Source organism: Microbispora sp. NBC_01389 (genome assembly GCF_045040095.1).
Classification (GTDB): domain Bacteria; phylum Actinomycetota; class Actinomycetes; order Streptosporangiales; family Streptosporangiaceae; genus Microbispora.
Window position 1 is genome coordinate 6977005 of record NZ_CP109552.1, and the last position, 20300, is coordinate 6997304.

20 protein-coding genes and 1 riboswitch are annotated in these 20300 nt (G+C 72.9%); of the genes, 16 read left to right on the top strand and 4 right to left on the bottom strand.

What is annotated here, in order from left to right; genetic code table 11:
• Positions 1-40: 40 nt before the first annotated feature.
• The 3 genes from rsgA to OG344_RS30775 all read right to left on the bottom strand — a co-directional run bounded on the left by rsgA (position 41) and on the right by OG344_RS30775 (position 3855).
• Positions 41-1168 carry a ribosome small subunit-dependent GTPase A gene (gene rsgA, locus OG344_RS30765; protein WP_405086092.1) on the bottom strand — a complete coding sequence of 376 codons (1128 nt, stop codon included), beginning with the start codon at positions 1166-1168 and terminating at the stop codon, positions 41-43.
• A 252-nt stretch (positions 1169-1420) separates the two neighbouring features.
• Positions 1421-2680 (bottom strand): serine hydroxymethyltransferase, encoded by a 1260-nt coding sequence (glyA, locus tag OG344_RS30770; protein WP_405086093.1) that lies wholly within the window; start codon positions 2678-2680, stop codon positions 1421-1423.
• Positions 2681-2886: 206 nt separating this feature from the next.
• Complete coding sequence (locus OG344_RS30775; RefSeq protein WP_405086094.1) at positions 2887-3855, bottom strand: YihY/virulence factor BrkB family protein; 969 nt, start codon at positions 3853-3855, stop codon at positions 2887-2889.
• Between the two features lie 190 nt (positions 3856-4045).
• Between OG344_RS30775 and OG344_RS30780 the strand changes: the two genes are divergently transcribed.
• From OG344_RS30780 to OG344_RS30805, 6 genes are all read left to right on the top strand, one after another.
• Positions 4046-4180: a hypothetical protein gene (locus tag OG344_RS30780; RefSeq protein WP_405086095.1), complete on the top strand. Its 135-nt coding sequence runs from the start codon at positions 4046-4048 to the stop codon at positions 4178-4180.
• 84 nt (positions 4181-4264) lie between these two features.
• Complete coding sequence (locus tag OG344_RS30785; RefSeq protein WP_357054749.1) at positions 4265-4348, top strand: putative leader peptide; 84 nt, start codon at positions 4265-4267, stop codon at positions 4346-4348.
• A 154-nt stretch (positions 4349-4502) separates the two neighbouring features.
• On the top strand, positions 4503-6185 hold the full coding sequence (locus OG344_RS30790; RefSeq protein WP_405086096.1) for a nitrite/sulfite reductase: 1683 nt from the start codon (positions 4503-4505) through the stop codon (positions 6183-6185).
• Positions 6182-6334, top strand: coding sequence for an Insertion element protein (locus tag OG344_RS30795; protein ID WP_327046712.1), 153 nt, complete (start codon positions 6182-6184; stop codon positions 6332-6334). Before OG344_RS30790 ends, OG344_RS30795 begins: the two co-directional genes overlap by 4 nt.
• A gap of 62 nt (positions 6335-6396) precedes the next feature.
• On the top strand, positions 6397-7125 hold the full coding sequence (locus OG344_RS30800; RefSeq protein WP_405086097.1) for a phosphoadenylyl-sulfate reductase: 729 nt from the start codon (positions 6397-6399) through the stop codon (positions 7123-7125).
• The gene (locus tag OG344_RS30805) at positions 7122-7868 is read left to right on the top strand and encodes a sirohydrochlorin chelatase (RefSeq protein WP_405086098.1); all 747 of its coding nucleotides are present in this window, start codon (positions 7122-7124) and stop codon (positions 7866-7868) included. The genes OG344_RS30800 and OG344_RS30805 overlap by 4 nt, the downstream gene beginning before the upstream one ends.
• A 160-nt stretch (positions 7869-8028) precedes the next feature.
• Here the strand turns inward: OG344_RS30805 and OG344_RS30810 are convergent, their stop codons facing one another.
• Positions 8029-8796 (bottom strand): DUF1707 domain-containing protein, encoded by a 768-nt coding sequence (locus OG344_RS30810; protein WP_405086099.1) that lies wholly within the window; start codon positions 8794-8796, stop codon positions 8029-8031.
• Positions 8797-8891: 95 nt separating this feature from the next.
• Between OG344_RS30810 and OG344_RS30815 the strand changes: the two genes are divergently transcribed.
• The 10 genes from OG344_RS30815 to OG344_RS30860 all read left to right on the top strand — a co-directional run bounded on the left by OG344_RS30815 (position 8892) and on the right by OG344_RS30860 (position 20276).
• A complete protein-coding gene (locus OG344_RS30815; protein WP_405086100.1) occupies positions 8892-10451 on the top strand; it encodes an ankyrin repeat domain-containing protein in 1560 nt (519 codons plus the stop codon).
• A 105-nt stretch (positions 10452-10556) separates the two neighbouring features.
• Positions 10557-12179, top strand: coding sequence for an isovaleryl-CoA dehydrogenase (locus tag OG344_RS30820; RefSeq protein ID WP_405086101.1), 1623 nt, complete (start codon positions 10557-10559; stop codon positions 12177-12179).
• Between the two features lie 86 nt (positions 12180-12265).
• Positions 12266-12358: riboswitch (guanidine-I (ykkC/yxkD leader) on the top strand.
• Positions 12359-12473: 115 nt separating this feature from the next.
• Positions 12474-13601 (top strand): agmatinase family protein, encoded by a 1128-nt coding sequence (locus OG344_RS30825; protein WP_405086102.1) that lies wholly within the window; start codon positions 12474-12476, stop codon positions 13599-13601.
• Entirely contained in the window at positions 13598-14608 is a 1011-nt protein-coding gene (locus tag OG344_RS30830; RefSeq protein WP_405086103.1) for an ABC transporter substrate-binding protein, read from the top strand. The genes OG344_RS30825 and OG344_RS30830 overlap by 4 nt, the downstream gene beginning before the upstream one ends.
• A gap of 29 nt (positions 14609-14637) precedes the next feature.
• The gene (locus tag OG344_RS30835) at positions 14638-15483 is read left to right on the top strand and encodes an ABC transporter permease (protein WP_405086104.1); all 846 of its coding nucleotides are present in this window, start codon (positions 14638-14640) and stop codon (positions 15481-15483) included.
• Positions 15480-16280, top strand: a complete 801-nt coding sequence (locus OG344_RS30840) for an ABC transporter ATP-binding protein (RefSeq protein WP_405086105.1) — start codon at positions 15480-15482, stop codon at positions 16278-16280. Before OG344_RS30835 ends, OG344_RS30840 begins: the two co-directional genes overlap by 4 nt.
• 87 nt (positions 16281-16367) lie before the next feature.
• Positions 16368-16796, top strand: coding sequence for an OsmC family protein (locus tag OG344_RS30845; RefSeq protein ID WP_327046722.1), 429 nt, complete (start codon positions 16368-16370; stop codon positions 16794-16796).
• 116 nt (positions 16797-16912) lie between these two features.
• Entirely contained in the window at positions 16913-19060 is a 2148-nt protein-coding gene (gene glgX, locus OG344_RS30850) for a glycogen debranching protein GlgX (protein WP_405086106.1), read from the top strand.
• A complete protein-coding gene (locus OG344_RS30855) occupies positions 19057-19968 on the top strand; it encodes an AzlC family ABC transporter permease (protein WP_405086107.1) in 912 nt (303 codons plus the stop codon). Before glgX ends, OG344_RS30855 begins: the two co-directional genes overlap by 4 nt.
• On the top strand, positions 19968-20276 hold the full coding sequence (locus OG344_RS30860) for an AzlD domain-containing protein (protein WP_327046725.1): 309 nt from the start codon (positions 19968-19970) through the stop codon (positions 20274-20276). Before OG344_RS30855 ends, OG344_RS30860 begins: the two co-directional genes overlap by 1 nt.
• Positions 20277-20300 lie beyond the last annotated feature (24 nt).

The following is a 20300-nucleotide window of genomic DNA, read 5'->3' on the forward strand; positions in this document are numbered from 1 at the left end:
AAACGCCCTTCTGGTGTCCGGCCCCTGATCGCGCGGGCCGCTACGGGCGGCCCATACCGCGCATCTGCCGGTGGATCGCCTTCCACTTCCGGGTCTCCTCCGCGCGCAGCCGCGCGTCGGTGCGGCGCGCCATCCAGGCCGCCTCCCGCTGAAGCCGGCGCCAGCTCTCCAGCCGCCGCTCGGGCAGCTCGCCCGACTCCACCGCCGCGAGCACGGCGCAGCCCGGCTCCCGCTCGTGCCCGCAGTCGGAGAACCGGCAGCCGCCGGCCAGTTCGTCGATCTCGGCGAAGACCAGGTCCACGCCCTCGCTCGTCTCGTACAGTCCCACCCGGCGGATGCCGGGGGTGTCGATGACGAGCCCGCCGCCGGGCAGCGGGATGAGCTGCCGGTGGACGGTCGTGTGCCGGCCCCGCCCGTCGGCGGCCCTGACCCGCTGGGTCTCCATCACCTCCGCGCCGGCGAGGGCGTTGACGAGCGTGGACTTGCCCGCGCCCGAGGGACCGAGGATCACCGCGGTGCCGGACGCGCCGAGATGGGACCGCACCAGGTCCACGCCGTCGCCGGTGAGCGAGCAGACCGGGTGGACCTCCACCCCGGGCACCGCCGCCTCGACGTCGGCGAGCAGGTCGCCGAGCACCCGGTCCTGCAGCTCGGCGAACAGGTCGGCCTTGGTGACGAGCACGACCGGCCGGGCGCCGCTCTCCCAGGCCAGCGCCACGAGGCGCTCGATCCTGCCGAGATCGGCGAAGTCGTCGGCGTGCATGGACGGCTCGGCCACGAACACCACGTCGACGTTCGCGGCCAGCACCTGCCCCTGGCCGTCGCCGGACAGGCCGCCGCGCGAGTCGCGGCTCACGCCGCCCCGGACGAAGGCCGTACGGCGGGGCAGCACCTCCGCCAGTTCGTGCCGGCCCCCGTCTGACGAGGACAGGTCGAGGAGGGTGAGCGCGACCCAGTCCCCCACGCACGGGAGCGCGAGCGGGTCGGCCGCCGCGGCCCTGCGCAGGCGGGCGGACAGGCGCGCGTGGCAGGTCCCGCCGGCGGCGACGACCTCGGCGGCGCCGCGGTCGACCCGCGCCACCCGGCCGGGCACGGCCCCGCCGGGCAGGTCGGGAAGCGACTCGGCGAGGTCGTCGTGCCAGCCGAGAAGCGAAAGATCGTACGACATTGCTGTGGACACCCTTCGAGAAAACCGGGTGTCTCAGCGGAGAGGGTTATGCGGACACCCGGGAGATGACGGACGGCATGGTCGTCAGAAAGACCCGCATGGTCCTCACCTCCCCGGTGTGCGGCCGCCGGCGGCGGCCACCCTCATGACGCACGAGCGGCGTCGGATGCGGGAACGGTAGCAGCACCGCCACCGTCTCCCGCAACCCGTTTTTTCCAGTGTCCAAAAGGCAGTGGCCGGGAAAGGCGGTGGTCAGGACAGGCCGGGAGCCGGGAACCGGCCCGTCAGCTCGGTGACCTCGCCGTGCACCCGCGCGATGACGTCCTCCGCGTCGCCCTTGGCCACGGCGGTGACGACCTCGTCCATCCACGCGGCGATCTGCCGCATCTCGGCCTCGCCCATCCCGCGCGACGTGACCGACGGGGTGCCGATCCGGATGCCCGACGGGTCGAACGGCTTGCGCGGGTCGAACGGCACGGTGTTGTAGTTGGTCTCCAGGCCCGCCCGGTCGAGCGCCTGCGCCGCCGGCTTGCCCCCGACGCCCTTGGACGTGAGGTCCATCAGGATCAGGTGGTTGTCGGTGCCGCCGGAGACGAGGTCGAAGCCGCGGTTCAGCAGTTCGTCGGCGAGCGCCTGGGCGTTCCGCACGATCTGCGCGGCGTACGCCTTGAACTCCGGCCGGGCGGCCTCGTGCAGGGCGACGGCGATGGCGGCGGTGGTGTGGTTGTGCGGGCCGCCCTGGAGGCCGGGGAAGACGGCCTTGTTGAGCGCGGTGGCGACCTCGTCGGAGTTCGCCATGAGCATCGCGCCGCGCGGGCCGCGCAGGGTCTTGTGGGTGGTCGTGGAGATCACGTCCGCGTGCCCGACCGGCGAGGGGTGGGCGCCGCCCGCGACGAGGCCCGCGATGTGGGCGATGTCGGCCGCCAGCACGGCGCCGACCTCCCTGGCGATCTCGGCGAAGGCCGGGAAGTCGATCGTGCGCGGGATCGCGGTGCCGCCGCAGAAGATCAGCTTGGGCCGGTGCTCCAGCGCCAGGGCGCGCACCTCGTCCATGTCGATCCGGCCCGTGTCGCGGCGCACGCCGTACTTCACGGAGTTGAACCACTTGCCGGTGGCCGACACCGACCAGCCGTGGGTGAGGTGGCCGCCGAACGGCAGGCCCATGCCGAGCACGGTCTCGCCCGGGTTCAGGAACGCGAGGTAGACGGCGAGGTTCGCGGGCGAGCCCGAGTACGGCTGGACGTTGGCGTGGTTCACCCCGAAGACCGACTTCGCCCGCTCGACGGCCAGTGTCTCGATCTTGTCGATGACCTGCTGGCCCTCGTAGTAGCGCTTGCCCGGGTAGCCCTCGGAGTACTTGTTGGTGAGAACGGTCCCGGTCGCCTCCAGGACGGCCCTGGACACGTAGTTCTCGGACGCGATCAGCTTGACGGTGTCGGCCTGCCGCCGCTCCTCCGCCCTGATCAGTTCGGCGATCTCGGGATCGACGACGTCCAGCGAGTGCTCAGCCATGGCGCAATCCTCTTCCACGTCGACAGCGGCGGCGACCCAGGCGCACGGCCTCCGCTGATTCGCTCCCCGGTGGTGCCCCACCTAGCGACGCTCCCCTGCCGGGCACGTCAGCGCCAGTCGCGACCCTCCCCACTTTATCGGGACGCGGCGGTTCCTCACTCCGTCGCGATCGGCAGGCCGGGAAACAGGCCGAACCCGCGGACCGATCAGGCCTTGCCGGACTTGCGGTGATGATGCTCCTGCCGGGAGGCCCCGCCGAGCGGCCACAGCCGGTCGATCTCCGCGTTCAGGGTCGCCCCGATGAGCACGGCGAGCGCGGTGATGTAGAGCCACAGCAGCACGGCGATGGGCGCCGCGAGCGAGCCGTAGATCGACAGCGGGGTGAACCAGGCGGCCAGCACCTCGCGCAGGAACGCCGCGCACACGATCCAGATCACCAGCGCGAGGACGGCCCCCGGCGTCTCGCGCCACCAGCGCGTGCGGTGCGGCACGCTCACGTGGTAGAGCAGCGTGAGCATCAGCACCGAGCCGACGACGAGCACGGGCCAGTAGAGGACCGTCACCAGCGCGGCGTACCTGGGCAGGGCGTTGGACATGAGCGTGGGGCCGATCACCAGGACCGGCATGACCACCAGCCCCATCAGCAGCGCGGCGACGTAGAGGCCGAACGACAGGACGCGGGTGCGGATGATCCCCCGGGTCTCCCCCAGCCCGTACGCGATGGAGATGAGGTCGACGTACACGAACAGGGCCCGCGAGCCCGACCACAGCGACAGCAGGAACCCGACGGAGATCAGCGAGACCTGGCCGCCGCTCAGCACGTCGGACAGCAGCGGCTGCACGACCCGCTCCACCGTGTTGTGCGTGAACAGCAGCTCGGACTGGTCCACGACCCAGCCCCTGATCTCGGCGACGGCGGCGTCGCCGAGTAGCCCGCTCAGGTGGCCCATGACCCCGAGCAGCCCCAGCACGAACGGCGGCAGCGACAACAGGGCGAAGAACGCCGCCTCGCCCGCCAGGCCGGTCACCCGGTAGTTGACCCCCGCCATCGTGGTCGCCTTGACCAGCGCCCAGATGTTCGTCTCGCGTACCCAGCTCAGGCGCGCGCGGGCGATCGCCATACTCTTGCGCGTGATGCGCCGCGGCCTGCGCGCCCGCGCGTCCGTGGAGGTCATGGCACCCAACCGGTCATGAGAACTGGGCTCTACCCGCCGGCGCGGCGATTATCACGTGACCTGCGAGCGGATCGTCGCCGCCCAGAATAGGGGTCCCCACCCCCCGCGTCTCTCATCCGGGTCTGTTCGGGTGCCGTCCGGGTGCCGTCCGGGTGTCATGCGGGTGTCATGGGAGGGGAACACTGAAGACATGATCTGCCGGGCGTGCGGGGAACACAGGCACGAGGAGTGCCGTGGCGGGTCCTGGTGCGACTGCCAGCACAAGGAGCCGTCCGAGCAGGACCGCGAGGCGGAGTCGCCGGAGAACTGGGTCCGCAAGGGCTGACAACCTGCTGTCATTATGCCGTTACAATCCCGCATCCTGGACACGAACTTGGACATCCAGGATCTCAGAGGTATCGTTTGGGACATGCCAGCGGACCCGTTGCTCGTCGTGCGACGCCACGTCGATCTCCTGCGCGTCCGTAGCGCGATCTGTATCGACGCCGGCTGACCGTCGCCCTCCGTTATCCGGGCGCTCGGCCAGGCGTCGTTTCCTCATGCCCTCACACTCGGCCGCGCATGCCGCCGGCGAGGTGAGAGGCCGCCTGCGCCGGTGTCCGCCGAAGACCGATCTCGACCCGAGCCTCGGAGAAGGACGTGTGCCCATGAGCACCCCGGCCCGCCCGGCGAACCGCCACCACAGACGCCCGCGCGGCGAAGGTCAGTGGGCTCTCGGTTACCGTGAGCCACTGAACAAGAACGAGGAGAACAAGAAGAACGACGACGGGCTCAACGTCCGTCAGCGGATCATCGACATCTACTCGAAGGGCGGGTTCGACTCGATCGACCCCGCCGACCTGCGCGGCCGCTTCCGCTGGTTCGGTCTCTACACCCAGCGCAAGCCGGGCATCGACGGCGGCAAGACCGCGATCCTGCCGGACGAGGAGCTCGACGACCGCTACTTCATGCTGCGGGTCCGCATCGACGGCGGGCAGCTGAGCCTGGAGCAGCTGCGCGCGATCGCCGACATCTCCAACGACTACGGCCGGGGCACCGCCGACGTCACCGACCGGCAGAACATCCAGCTCCACTGGATCGAGATCGAGTCGGTCCCGGACATCTGGCGGCGGCTGGAGGCGGTCGGCCTGTCCACCATGGAGGCGTGCGGCGACACCCCCCGCGTCATCCTCGGCTGTCCCCTGGCCGGGATCGACGCCGGCGAGGTGATCGACGGCACGCCGCAGATCCACGAGATCTACGACCGGTACATCGGCGAGAAGGCGTTCTCCAACCTGCCGCGCAAGTTCAAGACGGCGATCAGCGGCTGCACCGCCCACTGCACCGTCCACGAGATCAACGACGTGGCGTTCGTCGGCGTCGTGAACGAGCAGGGCGAGCGGGGCTTCGACGTCTGGGTCGGCGGCGGCCTGTCGACCAACCCGATGTTCGCCAAGCGGCTCGGCGTGTTCGTCCGGCCCGACCAGGTCCACGAGGTGTGGGCCGGGGTCTGCGGCGTCTTCCGCGACTACGGCTACCGCCGGCTGCGCCACCGGGCGCGGATCAAGTTCCTGGTCAGCGACTGGGGCGCCGAGAAGTTCCGCCAGATCCTGGAGAACGAGTATCTGAACCACGCCCTGCCCGACGGCCCGGCTCCGGAGGAGCCGCGCGGCGGGCGCCGCGACCACGTCGGGGTCCACCCCCAGCGGGACGGCAACTTCTACGTCGGCTTCGCCCCCCGGGTGGGCCGGCTGGACGGCGACACGCTGCACCGCATCGCCGGCATCGCCGAGCGGCACGGGTCCACCCGGGTCCGTACGACGGTCGAGCAGAAGATGGTGATCCTCGACGTCGCCCCCGACCGGGTGGAGTCGATCGTCGCCGAGCTGGAGGCCGCCGACCTCCAGGTCAACCCGTCCACGTTCCGCCGCCAGACGATGGCCTGCACCGGCATCGAGTACTGCAAGCTGGCGATCGTCGAGACCAAGGCCACCGCGTCGGCCCTCATCGACGAGCTGGAGCGGCGCCTGCCCGACTTCGCCGAGCCGCTGACGATCAACGTCAACGGCTGCCCGAACTCCTGCGCCCGCATCCAGGTGGCCGACATCGGCCTCAAGGGCCAGCTCGTGGTCAACGACGCGGGCGAGCAGGTCGAGGGCTTCCAGGTGCACCTGGGCGGCTCGATCGGGCTCAACCCGGCCTTCGGCCGCAAGGTGCGCGGGCTCAAGGCCACGGCGGAGGAGCTGCCCGACTACGTCGAGCGGGTCGTCCGCAACTTCGAGAAGCAGCGGAACGAGGGCGAGACCTTCGCCGCCTGGGTCCAGCGCGCCGACGAAACCGACCTCAAATGAGCGAGCGGGCGGCGCCGTTCTACTGCCCGTACTGCGGCGACGAGGACCTGGAGCCCTACGTGACCGAGGAGGAGAGCCACGGATGGTACTGCCGGGCCTGCGCCCGTGCCTTCCGGGTGAAATTCCTCGGTCTCGGCGTGCGTTCGTGATTGTCCGAAGGCTTCTCGTCCGATCATCCGATGAACCAGTGAACGACGTGTGAGGAGTAACGATGTCGGTGGCAGAGATAGAGGCGGGCCTGGAGCGGCAGCGGGCGACGCTGGACCTCCAGGGAATCGTGGAGTCCGCGGCGCGCTTCCTTGAGGACGCCCCCGCCCGGGAGATCATCCGGTGGGCCGCGGCCACGTTCGGCGACCGCCTCTGTCTCACCTCGTCGATGAGCGACGCCCTGCTGATCGACCTGGTCAGCAGGGTGAAGCCGGGCGTCGACGTGTTGTTCATCGACACCGGCTACCACTTCGCCGAGACCATCGGCACCCGCGACGCGGTAGAGACGGTCTACCAGGTCAACGTGATCAACGTGAAGCCGTCCAGGACGGTCGAGGAGCAGGACCGCGACCTCGGCCCGCGCCTGTACGGGCGCAACCCCGACCTGTGCTGCTACCTGCGGAAGGTGGAGCCGCTGAACCGGGCGCTGGAGCCGTACCTCGCCTGGGTGTCGGGCATCCGCCGCGACGAGTCGCCCACCCGGGCGACCACCAAGGTCGTGGAGTGGGACGCCAAGCGGCAGATGGTGAAGGTCAACCCCATCGCCCGGTGGACCCAGGAAGACGTCGACAACTACATCGCCGACAACGGCGTGCTGATCAACCCGTTGCACTACGACGACTACCCGTCGATCGGCTGCGCCCCCTGCACCCGCCGCGTGGCGCCGGGCGAGGACCCGCGCAGCGGGCGCTGGTCCGGCCTCGGCAAGATCGAGTGCGGCATCCACCTGTGACGAGTGCTCCCCACCGGAACGCGCCGCTGATCGCGGTGGCGCACGGGTCCCGCGACCCGCGCGCCGCCGCGACGGTGGAGGCCCTGCTCGACGGCGTACGGCGGGCCCGGCCCGGCCTCGACGTCCGCGCCGCCTACCTCGACCACGCCACGCCGTCGCTGCCGCGGGCGCTGTCGGGCCTGGACGAGGCCGTCGTGCTCCCCCTCCTGCTCACCGCCGCCTATCACAGCCGGGTGGACATCCCGGCGGCCCTGCGGGAGGCGTCGGCCCGCACGCCGCGCCTGAGGGCCGTCTGCGGCCCCACGCTCGGCCCGCACCCGCTGCTGGTCCGGGCCCTCGAACGCCGCCTCGCCGAGGCCGGGGTGGAGACCGGCGACACCGGCACCGCCGTGGTGCTGGTCTCGGCCGGATCCGGCGACCGCCGGGCGAACGCGACGATCGCCGCCGTCGCCCGCGCGTGGGCGCGTGCGCGGCCCTGGTGGTCCGTGACCGCCGCCTACGCCTCCGCCGCCGTGCCCCGGCCCCGCGAGGAGGTCGAACGGCTTAGGCGGGCGGGCGCGCCGAGGGTCGTCGTCGCGCCGTACCTGCTGGCTCCCGGCCACTTCGCCGACGCCGTGCGGCGCGACGCCCTGGACGCCGGGGCGCACGCCGTGGCCGGCGTCCTCGGCGCCGCCCCCGAACTGGTCACGCTCCTGCTCGAACGCCACGCCCAGGCCGTACGCGCCGCCCGCGAGGCGGCCTGACCGCCAGCCCGCCTAACCACCGGCCCGCCTAACCGCCGGTGCTCGGGTCCAGCCATCTCCAGCTCTCCGGCCATCCGGCGGACCCCACCACGGTGGGATCCCCGCACGCAGACGGCGATCCGGTTTCCCCGCGGCGTACGGCCGCGCGATCGGGAGCCGTTCAGCGGGAGTCGCGCCGGCGGTCGCGGAGCCGGGGCGGGCGAGGCGGACGGAACCCGTGCATGTCGTGCAGGCCGGGCAGGCCGTGCATGCCGCGCAGGCCGTGCTCGGGGAACTCGTCCCCCTCGGTGAGGGAGGCGCGGCGCTCCTGCCACCACTCGCTCCAGGCCTGCCGGCCACGCTTGATCGGCCGCGCCCGGGAGTCCCCGATGATCTTCACGTCGCCCAGCAGGACGTACGCCCGGACCCTGACGACGGGTGCGGCCTGCCCGGCGGGTGCCTCGACCACCTGGACCTTCTTGTCGCCCAGGATGGTGACGCCGGAGAGCTCCACGTCGACGCCGTCCGGCACGATGATCTTCACGTCGCCCAGCACGCAGGCGGCGACGACGTCCACCTCACGCCCGCGCACCTCGGCCTCCCGCAGGTCGAGGGTCACGTCGCCCAGCACGCACGCCGCGCCGATGCCGTCGTCGATCCGCCAGGAGCCGGTCCTCTTGGTATCGCCCAGCACCGCCACGATCCACTTGCGCGTCCTGCCCTGCGGGGCGGCCGGAGCCGCGGGCGGCGGGGCCGGAGCCGGGGCGCCGCCCGGCAGGTCGGCGATGATCTGGGCGAGCTCGCCGTGCGTCTGGGCCAGGTAGGCGGCCTCGGTCCGCTCGGTCAGCTCGGCCAGCGTCAGCCGCCCCTCGGCGGACGCCACTCGAAGCTGTTCCACCACGGACTCGCGCTCGGCGTCGGACGCCCGCATGCCACCCGGATCGTTCACGCCCTCCACCGTAACCCCGACCGGCCCCGCTCCCCATCCTCCCTGGGGACGATCCCTGCGGGGTCCTCCGGAAGGGGCTGTGTGAGCATGGAGACGTGACCCGCAGCAGGTTGCTGGAGGCGATCTCGGAGGGGGACGCCGCGCGGGTGGCGGAGATGCTGCACCCGGAGGCCGGCGCGTCCCCCGCCGTGCCCTCCGCTGTGCCCTCCGCTGTGCCCTCCCCCGTGTCCTCCGCTGTCGACCCCGCCCAGGGGACGACGCCGCTCTACCTCGCCTCCGCCGGAGGGCACCACGAGATCGTCCGGCTGCTCCTGGACCACGGCGCGGACCCCGACCGGCCGAGCGGCGGACCCGAGGAGGGGCTGCCGCTGTGCGCCGCGGCCTGCTGGGATCACGCCGAGACCGTGCAGGCGCTGCTGGACGGGGGCGCCGACCCCGACGCGGCGGAGGAGGGCAGCTGGACGGCCCTGCTCTGGGCGGCGGCCAACGGCAACCTCGAGTCGGCCGACGTCCTGCTCGACGCCGGGGCCGACCCCGATCTAACCGACGAGGACGGCGACACGCCGCTGACGCTGGCCGCCCTGTTCGGGGCGTACGGGATCGTCTGGTCGCTGCTGGAGCACGGTGCGGATCCGGCCGCGCCCGGCTGGGACGGCGCGACCCCGCTGGAGATCGCCGGCCGTCTGGCGGCGGCGGATCCGGAGGAGGCCGATCTGGAGAAGGCCCTCCGGGACGACACCGCCGCGCGGCTGGGCGGCGGGCACACCGTGCTGGTGGCGCACTCCGCCGCGCCGGACGGCACCCGGCGGGTCACCGTCGAGGCCCGCGCCGGCGCCGGTGCCTGCTCTGTGACCTGTTCCGTGGCCCGCCAGTACGGGCACGCCGCCGCCACCACGGTCCTGGAGGCGGCGCTCGGCCTCCGGCCGCCGCCCGAGGTGCTGCTCCGCCGCGTCCTGCCCTACCGCGATCTGGACGAGGACGACGAGACGTGGTGGGCGGCCGTCCACGCGCTGTGGGGGCGCCACGACGAGGAGACGTTCCGGGCGGTGACGCGAATGTGCGAGAGCGACGACCCGGCGCGGCGGGAGTTCGGCGTCGACGTCCTCGCCCGGTTCGGCCTCGACACGGAACACGACGACCGGCGGGACGAGGTCCTCGGCATCCTGCGCGACCTGGCCCGCCGGGAGACCGAGCCCGCGGTGGTCGAGGCGCTGCTCGCCGCGTTCGGCCACCGGGCCGACGAGCGGGCCCTCCCCGAGGTGCTGGCGATCGTCGGCGGCCCGGGGCGCGAGCCCACTGTCAACGACCCGGTCGCACTCGCCGCGGTCCTGCCGCCCGGCGACGAGGACGGCCTCGCGGCCCTGATCCGGCTGACCGGGTGCGGGGACGACGAGGTGCGCGACTGGGCGACCATGGGCCTCGCCGGCCTGCCGGCCGACACCGCCCGGATCAGGGAGGCGCTGGCCGCACGGCTGGCCGACCGCGACGTGACGACCGTGGCCGAGGCGGCCCGCGGCCTCGCCGCGCGCGGCGACAGGCGGGCGTTCGACGGCGTCCACCGGGTGCTGTGCGAGGCGGGCGCCGGCCAGGGCTACGCCCGCGACCTCGCGCTCGAGGCGGCCCAGGAACTGGGCCTGGACATCTCCGGCGCCTGAGCGCGGCGGCGGGTGTTTGTCCCGGCGCGCCCGGGTGCTGAGATGGAGGTCCGGCCTCGCCCGGTTCCCGGCGCCGAGGACCCGGCATCATCCGAGGAGGACCCTGTGAACCGCGACGCGACTCACGACGTGACCAACCAGCCGCCCCCGCTGACCGGGCACGACGTCTCGGCCGACCAGGCGCTGCTGGAGGGGCTCGCCAGGGAGGGGGCGGACTGGGCGACCGGGGAGCTGCGCCGGCTCGGCCTGCTGGCCGGTTCGGAGAAGGCGCAGGAGTGGGGGCGGCTGGCCAACGAGCACCCGCCCGTCCTGCGCACCCACGACCGGTACGGCAACCGGATCGACGAGGTCGAGTTCCACCCCGCCTGGCACGAGCTGATGTCGGTCGCGGTCGGCAACGGGCTGCACGCCTCCCCCTGGACCTCGGCCCGGCCGGGCGCGCACGTCGCCAGGGCCGCCAAGTTCTTCGTCTGGTCCCAGGTGGAGGCCGGGCACGGCTGCCCGATCTCCATGACGTACGCCGCGGTGGCCGCGCTGCGGCACTCGCCGTCGCTGCGGGCGGAGTGGGAGCCCCTGCTGGCCTCCCGCACGTACGACTTCGGGCTGCGCCCGCCGCTGGAGAAGCGGGGGGTGCTGGCGGGGATGGCCATGACCGAGAAGCAGGGCGGCTCCGACGTGCGGGCCGGCACCACCCGGGCCGAACCCCTGGGCGACGGGAGTTTCGCCCTGACCGGGCACAAGTGGTTCAACTCCGCCCCGATGTGCGACGCGTTCCTGGTGCTGGCCCAGGCCCCGCGCGGGCTGTCGTGCTTCCTGCTCCCCCGCGTGCTGCCCGACGGCACCCGCAACGCGATACGCCTTATGCGGCTGAAGGACAAGCTCGGCAACCGGTCCAACGCCTCCGCGGAGGTCGAGTACGACGGCGCGACGGCCTTCCTCGTCGGCGAGGAGGGCCGGGGCGTCCGGACGATCATCGAGATGGTCAACATGACCAGGCTCGACTGCGTGATCGGCTCGGCCGCCGGCATGCGGCAGGGCCTGGCGCAGGCCCTGCACCACGCCCGCCACCGGAGCGCGTTCGGCCGGCCGCTGGCCGACCAGCCGCTGATGCGCGCCGTGCTCGCCGACCTCGCGCTGGAGTCGGAGGCGGCGACCACGCTGATGACCCGCCTGGCCGGGGCGACCGACCGGGCGGTGGCGGGCGACGCCGCCGAGGGCCTGTTCCGCCGGGCCGCCCTCGCCTCCGCCAAGTACTGGATCTGCAAGCGCGCGCCGGTCCACGCCGCCGAGGCGCTGGAGTGCCTGGGCGGCAACGGGTACGTCGAGGAGTCGCAGCTGCCCCGCCTGTTCCGGGAGTCCCCGCTGAACGGCATCTGGGAGGGCTCGGGCAACGTCGCCGCCCTCGACCTGATGCGGGTGCTCGCCCGGGAGCCGGAGGCGGTGGAGGCGTTCTTCGCCGAGGTCGCCCGCGCCGGGGACCGCCGCGTGGACGACGCCGCCGAACGGCTGCTCAAGACGCTCGCCTCCGCCGGGGAGGCCGACGCCCGCCGGGTGGCCGAGGAGATGACGCTGGTCCTGCAGGCGTCCCTGCTCGTGCGGCACGCCCCGGCGCCGGTGGCCGACGCGTTCTGCGCCTCCCGCCTCGGCGGGGACTGGGGCCGCGCCTTCGGCACGCTTCCGTCCGGCCTCGACCTGGAGCCGATCCTGGACCGCGCGGCGCCCGCGTGAGCAGGGGGTCACGGGACGGCTACGAAACGGAAACCCGGCGGAAACAGGCCGCCGCTGTCATGAAGGGGACTCACCGGCTCACCCCGGTGAGGCGCACCTAGGGTTCCGTTCGGCTGGTCCGAGAGGTGCAGGCGGCTCGGCGCGGAGCCGTTCCACGGCGGGACAAAAGCCCGGGAGGCTGCGACTTCGGCGTCTCCCCGGTCAACGGCGCGGCCGGGACCGGGGAGACGCCGCGGGTCGCGAAGCCCGCCGCCCGCCGGGCGGCGGTGGACCAGCCGTCCCCTGAGGAGTGCCGTGGGCCACCTCCATTCCCACTACGGTCCCGAAGCCCGTCGCGCCGTCGAGCGTGAGGCCGAGATCCCCACCACCATGCACGAGCGGGAGATCGCCCGCGGGCTCGAACTCGGCCTGCAGGGCGCCGACTCGATCGTCGACCGCACCATCCCCACCTTCTCGCGCGGCGAACTGCCGCACTTCGCCGGGATCAACACCTTCCTCAAGGCGCCGTACGTCGAGGACGTGCGGCGCTGCGGGGAGTACGACGTGGCGGTGCTCGGCGCGCCCTTCGACGGGGGCACCACCTACCGCTCGGGCACCCGCTTCGGGCCGCAGGGCATCCGCAAGATCTCCGCGCTGTACGGCCCGTACAGCTTCGAGCTCGGCGTCGACCTCCGCGAGTCGATCACGATCTGCGACCTGGGCGACATCTTCACGATCCCGGGCAACATCGAGAAGACCTTTGACCAGATCAGCAAGGGCGTCGCGCACGTCTTCGAGAGCGGCGCCTTCCCGGTGATCCTCGGCGGGGACCACTCGATCGGCTACCCGACCGTGCGCGGGGTGGCCGAACATGTGCGGGGAAACGTCGGCATCATCCACTTCGACCGCCACGTCGACACCCAGGAGACCGACCTCGACGAGCGGATGCACACCACCCCCTGGTTCCACGCCACCGACATCCCGAACGTGCCGCCGAAGAACCTCGTGCAGATCGGCATCGGCGGCTGGCAGGCGCCCCGCCCCGGCGTGAAGGTGGGCCGCGAGCGGGGCACCACGATCATGACGGTGACCGACTGCGTCGAGATGGGCATCGAGGCCGCCGCCGAGCGGGCCCTGGAGGTCGCCTGGGACGGCGCGGAGGCCGTCTGGCTGTCCTTCGACGTCGACTGCCTCGACGCGGCCTTCGTGCCCGGAACCGGCTGGCCCGAGCCCGGCGGGTTCCTCCCCCGCGAGGTGCTCAGGTTCATCCAGCTCATCGCCGACGCCCGGCCGCTCGCCGGGATCGAGGTGGTGGAGTGCTCGCCGCCGTACGACAACGCCGAGATCACCTCGCTCATCGCCACCCGGGTGGTCTGCGACACCCTCGGGTGCCTGGTGCGCTCGGGACACCTGCCGAAGAGGAAGAAGGAGGCGGTCCGATGACGCGCCGACACCTCGCCGCCGTACCGGCCCTGCTCCTGACCCTGCTCCTGACCCTGCTCCTGCTCCTGCTCGCGGGCTGCGCCTCCCCCGGGGAACGGGAGGCCGCCGCCCCGGCGGGCGGGGCGATCACCCTGGGCTTCAGCGCCTGGCCGGGCTGGTTCCCCTGGCAGGTCGCGGGGGAGCAGGGCCTGTTCCGCAAGAACGGCGTGGACGTCGAGCTCAAGTATTTCGACAGCTACACCGACTCGCTCAACGCGCTGGCCACCGGGACGATCGACGCCAACAGCCAGACGCTCAACGACACGCTGGCGTCCGTGGCGGGCGGGGCGAAGCAGAGCGTCGTGCTGGTCAACGACAACTCCAGCGGCAACGACCAGATCATCGCCGGGCCGGGCGTCTCGTCACTGTCCGACCTCAAGGGCAGGACCGTCGCCGCCGAGCAGGGCACCGTCGACCACTATCTGCTCCTGCTCGCGCTGCGGAAGGCCGGTCTCACCGAGGCGGACGTGCGGTTCCGGCCCATGCCGACCGACGCGGCCGCCGCGGCCTTCGTCGCCGGGCAGGTCGACGCCGTCGGCGTCTTCGCCCCCTTCACCACGACCGCGCTCAAGCGGAAGGGCAGCCGGGCCATCGCGACGTCGGCCGACTTCCCCGGGGCGATCCCCGACCATCTGGTGGTGACCCGTGACCTCGTCTCCCGCGACCCGAAGGCCGTGCAGGGGCTCGTGTCGGCCTGGTTCGACGCGCTCACCTGGATCGGCGAGCACCGGCCGGAGTCCCTGCAGATCATGGCGAAGCGGGCGGGGGTGAGCGTGTCCGACTACGAGTCGTACGACAAGGGCACGACGATCTTCACACTGGAGCGCAACCGGACGGCGTTCTCCGGCGAGCTGGACGGCCGCGCCAAGGAGATCGCGGAGTTCCTGGTCGCGTCGAAGCTGGTGGACAAGGCGCCTCCGCTGGAGGGACTGTTCGCGCCCCGGTTCGTCCGCGCGGTGCAGCCGTGACCGCGGCCGAAGCGATGCCGAGACAGGACATGCCGAGAGAGGACATCGAGACGGCCCCGGCGGCGGAAGGGCCCGTGCCGCGCCGTACGAGGCCGCGCACGACCAGGCCGCTCAGGACCTCGGTCTCCGCGCGTACGGCGTGGCTGCTGCGGTGCCTGTCGATCCTCGTGCCGCTGGCGGTCTGGCAGGCGGTCAGCGCGAGCGGCCGGGTGGACCCCGCGTTCCTGCCGTCCCCGTCGGCGGTCTGGGCGGCCGGCCTGGACATGGCGGCCGGGGGCGAGCTCGCCGCCGACCTCGCGGCGAGCCTCGGCCGGATCGCGGCGGGCTTCGGCCTGGCCGTCCTGATCTCGGTGCCGCTGGGGTTCGCGATGGGGACGCTCGGCTGGGCGCAGCCGCTGCTCGAACCGGCCGTCGGCATCCTGCGCTACCTGCCCGCGTCGGCCTTCATCCCGCTGCTGATCATCTGGCTGGGCATCGGCGAGGCGTCGAAGGTGGCGCTGCTCGTCCTCGGCGTGGTGTTCTTCAACACGCTCATGACCGCCGACGCCGTACGGCGGGTGCCGCACCGGTTGCTGGAGGTGTCGGCGACCCTCGGGGCGTCCCGGCCGCGGGTGGCCGCCCGGGTGGTGTTCCCGTACGCGCTGCCGGGGATCATCGACGCGATGCGGGTCAACGCCGCCGCGGCGTGGAACTTCGTGGTCGTCGCCGAACTGGTCGCGGCGACCTCCGGCCTCGGCTACCGGATCACCCGGGCCCAGCGGTTCCTGCAGACCGACCGCATCTTCGCGATCCTCGTGGTCATCGGGCTGATCGGCCTGGCCATCGACGTCACGCTGCGCCTGCTGCGCGCCCGGGTGGGGAGGTGGGCCCGATGACGGGTCTCCGGCTGGAAGGGGTGAGTAAGGAGTTCGTCCCGGGGCGGCCGGTGCTCCAGGACGTGGACCTGTCCGTGGCACCGGGCGACTTCGTCTGCGTGGTGGGGGCGAGCGGCTCGGGCAAGTCGACCCTGCTGGGAATGGTCGCGGGCCTCGTCCCGCCCACGGCCGGCCGGGTGCTGCTGGACGGCCGGGAGGTCGCGGGCCCCGGTCCGGACCGTGGGCTGGTGTTCCAGACCGCCTCGCTGTACCCGTGGCGGACCGTGGCCCGCAACGTCGCGTTCGGCCTGGAGGCGCTCGGCCTGCCGCGCGCCGCCCGGCGGGAGCGGGTGCGGTGGCTGCTCGACGAGGTGGGCCTCGGTCATCTGGCCGGGGCCCTGCCGGGCGGCCTGTCGGGCGGGCAGCAGCAGCGGGTGGCGATCGCCCGCGCGCTGGCCTGCGCGCCGCGCGTGCTGCTGCTCGACGAGCCGTTCGGCGCGCTCGACGTGCAGACCAGGGAGGACATGCAGCTGTTCGTACGGCAGGTCTGGCAGGACGTGACGCGGGCCGGGGAACGCCCGACGGTCGTCATGGTGACCCACGACACGGAGGAGGCCGTGTTTCTCGCCCGCCGGGTCGTCGTGCTGTCCAGCGATCCCGGCCGGATCAGCCGGGAGATCGTCATCGGCCTGCCGGAACCCCGCCCGCCGGCGATCAGGCGCTCCGCGGAGTTCCTGCGGATCAGGGCGGAGGTCGAGGACCTGGTCCGGGCCGAGCACCGCGCCCACCAGGCGCGGCTCGCCGCCGCGCCGGCGTGATCGGGAGGGTCGCGGGACGACCGGCGGCGCGGGTGGCGTTAAGGTCGCTGCTGATGGATTAAGACTCGCTAGTGAAGGGATGTCGCCATGGCGACCACTCGTACCGCGACGACGCAGTGGAAGGGCGCCCTGCTCGACGGTTCGGGCACCGTCTCGCTCGACACCTCCGGCGTCGGCACCTTCGACGTCTCCTGGCCCTCCCGGGCCGAGCAGGCGAACGGCAAGACGAGCCCGGAGGAGCTCATCGCGGCCGCCCACTCCTCGTGCTTCTCGATGGCCCTGTCCCACGGCCTGGCCCAGGCGGGCACCCCGCCGCAGTCGGTCGAGACCCGGGCGGACGTGACCTTCCAGCCCGGGGAGGGCATCACCGGCATCGTGCTCTCCGTACGGGCCCAGGTGTCCGGCCTGTCGGCCGAGGACTTCCAGCAGGCGGCGGAGACCGCGAAGGCGAACTGCCCGGTGAGCAAGGCGCTGGCCGGCACGACGATCACCCTGAACGCCGAACTCGTGGGCTGAACCACCTGCGGGGCCCCCGCCGGACCGGTCCGGCGGGGGCCTCCGCGTGCGCGGACCGGGAGCAGGGGTACCGCCCCAGGTGCACGAATCGTCCGGGCAGTGGAGAATGAGGTTACATGCGCGAGGTTTGGCCTGGAGAGCCGTATCCGCTCGGCGCCACCTGGGACGGCGTGGGCACCAATTTCTCGGTGTTCTCGGAGGTGGCCGAGCGGGTCGAGTTGTGTCTGTTCGACGACGACGGCGCGGAGACCCGCGTCGACCTGCCGGAGGTCGACGGCTTCGTCTGGCACGGCTACCTGCCGGGGATCATGCCCGGCCAGCGGTACGGCCTCCGCGTGCACGGCCCCCACCGGCCCGACCACGGCCACCGGTGCAACCCGGCCAAGCTGCTGCTCGATCCGTACGCGAAGGCGATCGAGGGCTCGGTGCGGTGGAACGAGTCGCTGTTCTCCTACCACTTCGCCGACCCCGCCCGGCTGAACGTGGAGGACTCCGGGCCGCACATGCCGAAGAACGTGGTGGTCAACCCGTTCTTCGAGTGGGGCAACGACCGGCCGCCCCGCACGCCGTACCACGAGACGGTGATCTACGAGGCGCACGTGCGCGGGCTCACCATGCGCCACCCCGCCGTGCCGGAGGAGCAGCGGGGCACCTACGCCGGGCTCGCGCACCCGGCCGTGATCGACCATCTGCGGTCGCTCGGCGTGACGGCGGTCGAGCTCATGCCCGTCCACCAGTTCGTGCCCGAGCACTTCCTGGTCGCCCGGGGGCTGACCAACTACTGGGGCTACAACACCATCGCCTTCATGGCGCCGCACAACGCGTACGCCTGCGCCGGGCAGCGCGGCCAGCAGGTCCAGGAGTTCAAGGCGATGGTCCGGGCCCTGCACGGCGCGGGGATCGAGGTGATCCTCGACGTGGTCTACAACCACACGGCCGAGGGCGACCACATGGGCCCCACGCTCGGGTTCCGGGGCATCGACAACGTCGCCTACTACCGGCTGCGCGAGGAGGACCGCCGCTACTACCTCGACTACACCGGATGCGGCAACTCGTTGAACGTCCGCTCGCCGCACGCGCTCCAGCTGATCATGGACTCGCTGCGTTACTGGGTGCTCGACATGCACGTGGACGGCTTCCGCTTCGACCTCGCCGCCGCGCTGGCGCGCGAACTGCACGACGTCGACCGGCTCAGCGCGTTCTTCGACCTCATCCAGCAGGACCCGGTGATCTCCCAGGTCAAGCTCATCGCCGAGCCGTGGGACGTCGGTCCCGGCGGCTACCAGGTCGGCAACTTCCCACCCCTGTGGACCGAGTGGAACGGCAAGTACCGCGACTCCGTACGGGACTTCTGGCGGGGCGACTCCCGGACCCTGCCCGAGTTCGCCTCGCGCCTCGCCGGGTCGAGCGACCTGTACGCGACCAGCGGCCGCCGTCCGGTGGCCTCGATCAACTTCGTCACCGCCCACGACGGGTTCACGCTCAACGACCTCGTGTCATACGACCACAAGCACAACGAGGCCAACGGCGAGGGCAACCGCGACGGCACGGACGACAACCGGTCGTGGAACTGCGGCGCCGAGGGTCCGGTCGACGACCCGGCGATCAACCGGCTGCGGCGGCGCCAGCGGCGCAACCTCCTCACCACCCTCTTCGTGTCCCAGGGCGTGCCGATGCTGCTGGCGGGCGACGAGTTCGGCCGCACCCAGCAGGGCAACAACAACGCCTACTGCCAGGACAACGAGACGTCCTGGATCGACTGGTCCCAGGTCGGGAAGGAACCCGGCCTGCTGGAGTTCGTCCGCCGCCTGGGCGCGTTACGGCGGGCCCATCCCGTCTTCCGGCGGCGCAGGTTCTTCCTGGGCCGCACGGTGGGAGACGACAGCAGGGACATCGTCTGGCTCACGCCGTCGGGCACCGAGATGACCGACGCCGACTGGCAGACCGGATACGCCAAGTCGCTCGGCGTCTACGTCAACGGCGACGCGATCAGCGAGCCCGGGCCGCGGGGCGAGCGGATCACCGACGCGACCTTCCTGCTGCTGATCAACGCGCACCACGAGAGCCTGACCTTCGCCCTCCCCGGCCCGGAGCTGGGCGCGGCCTGGCGTCCCGTGCTCGACACCGCCGACGAGGACCCGCCGGAGGACCCGGACGCGGCGGAGACACTGGCCGCCGGGTCCAAGGTCAGCGTCACCGACCGGTCCATGCGCGTCCTCGTGTGCGCTGGCGGCCCGAGCCGCCCGCTACCCTCGCTCGGGTGACCCCGGCACCACCGCACCCCCCACGACCTCCGCACACCGGCCTGCCGCCGAAGCCCCGGGCGGCGGTCGTACGGGACGCCCTGGGGGTCGGCGCGGCGGTCGGCCTCTCCGGGTTCGCGTTCGGCGTGACGGCGGCGGGGGCCGGGATGACGCTCGCCCAGACCTGCGTGCTGTCGCTGCTGGTCTTCACGGGGGCGTCCCAGTTCGCGCTGGTGGGCGCGCTTGGCGCCGGCGGAGCCCCGCTCGCCGCCGCGGCGGGGGCGCTGCTGCTGGGCGTCCGCAACGCCTTCTACGGCCTGCGTCTCTCCGAGATGCTCGGCCTCCCCGCGGCGGTCCGCCCGCTCGCCGCCCAGTGGGTGATCGACGAGACCTCAGCCGTGGCCCTGGCCCAGCCCGACCGGCGTCTCGCCCGGCTCGGCTTCACCGTCACGGGCGTGACCCTGTACGCCGGGTGGAACATCACGACCCTCCTCGGCGCGCTGGGCGCCGAGGCCCTGGGCGACCCGGCGGCCTGGGGACTCGACGTGGCCGGTCCGGCCGTCTTCCTCGCCCTCCTCCTGCCCATGCTGCGGCCCGTGCGCCGGGACCGCTCCTCCGCCACTCCCACGGCGGGGGCCGGCGCCGCCCCGGCTCGGGGCCAGGGTGAGGCGGGCCCGGCGACGGCCCGGCCGGCCCGGGCCACCGTCCTCCGGCATGAGGTGGCGGTGGCGGTGCTGGCCGCCCTGCTGGCGCTGGCCTGCGTGCCGTTCCTGCCCGCGGGCGTCCCGGTGCTGGTGGCCGTGCTCGCCGCGCCCGCCGTCCTCGCCGTCGCCGCGCTCCGGTCCCGCTCCGCCGCACGGCGCGAGCGGACTTCGGCGGCACGAACTTCGGCGGCACGGACTTCGGCGGCACGGACGGAGGAGGCGTGATGGGGGCCTGGATCGCGATCGCGGTCACCGCCGCCGGGTGCTACGCGGTCAAGCTCCTCGGGCTGTCGGTCCCGGCGGCGGTGCTGGAGCGGCCGCTCGTGCGCAGGCTCGCCGCGCTGGTGCCGGTCGCGGCGCTGGCCGCGCTGATCGCCCTGCAGACCTTCGCCGACGGCCGCACGCTCGTCGTCGACGCCCGGGCGGCCGGCCTCGCCGCGGCGGCCGTCGCCCTGCTGCTGCGCGCGCCCTTCCTCGTGACCGTCGCCGCGGCCGTCGTCGTCACCGCTGCCGTGCGCGCCCTGACCGGCTGAGCTGTGCTCAACCGTGCTGACACG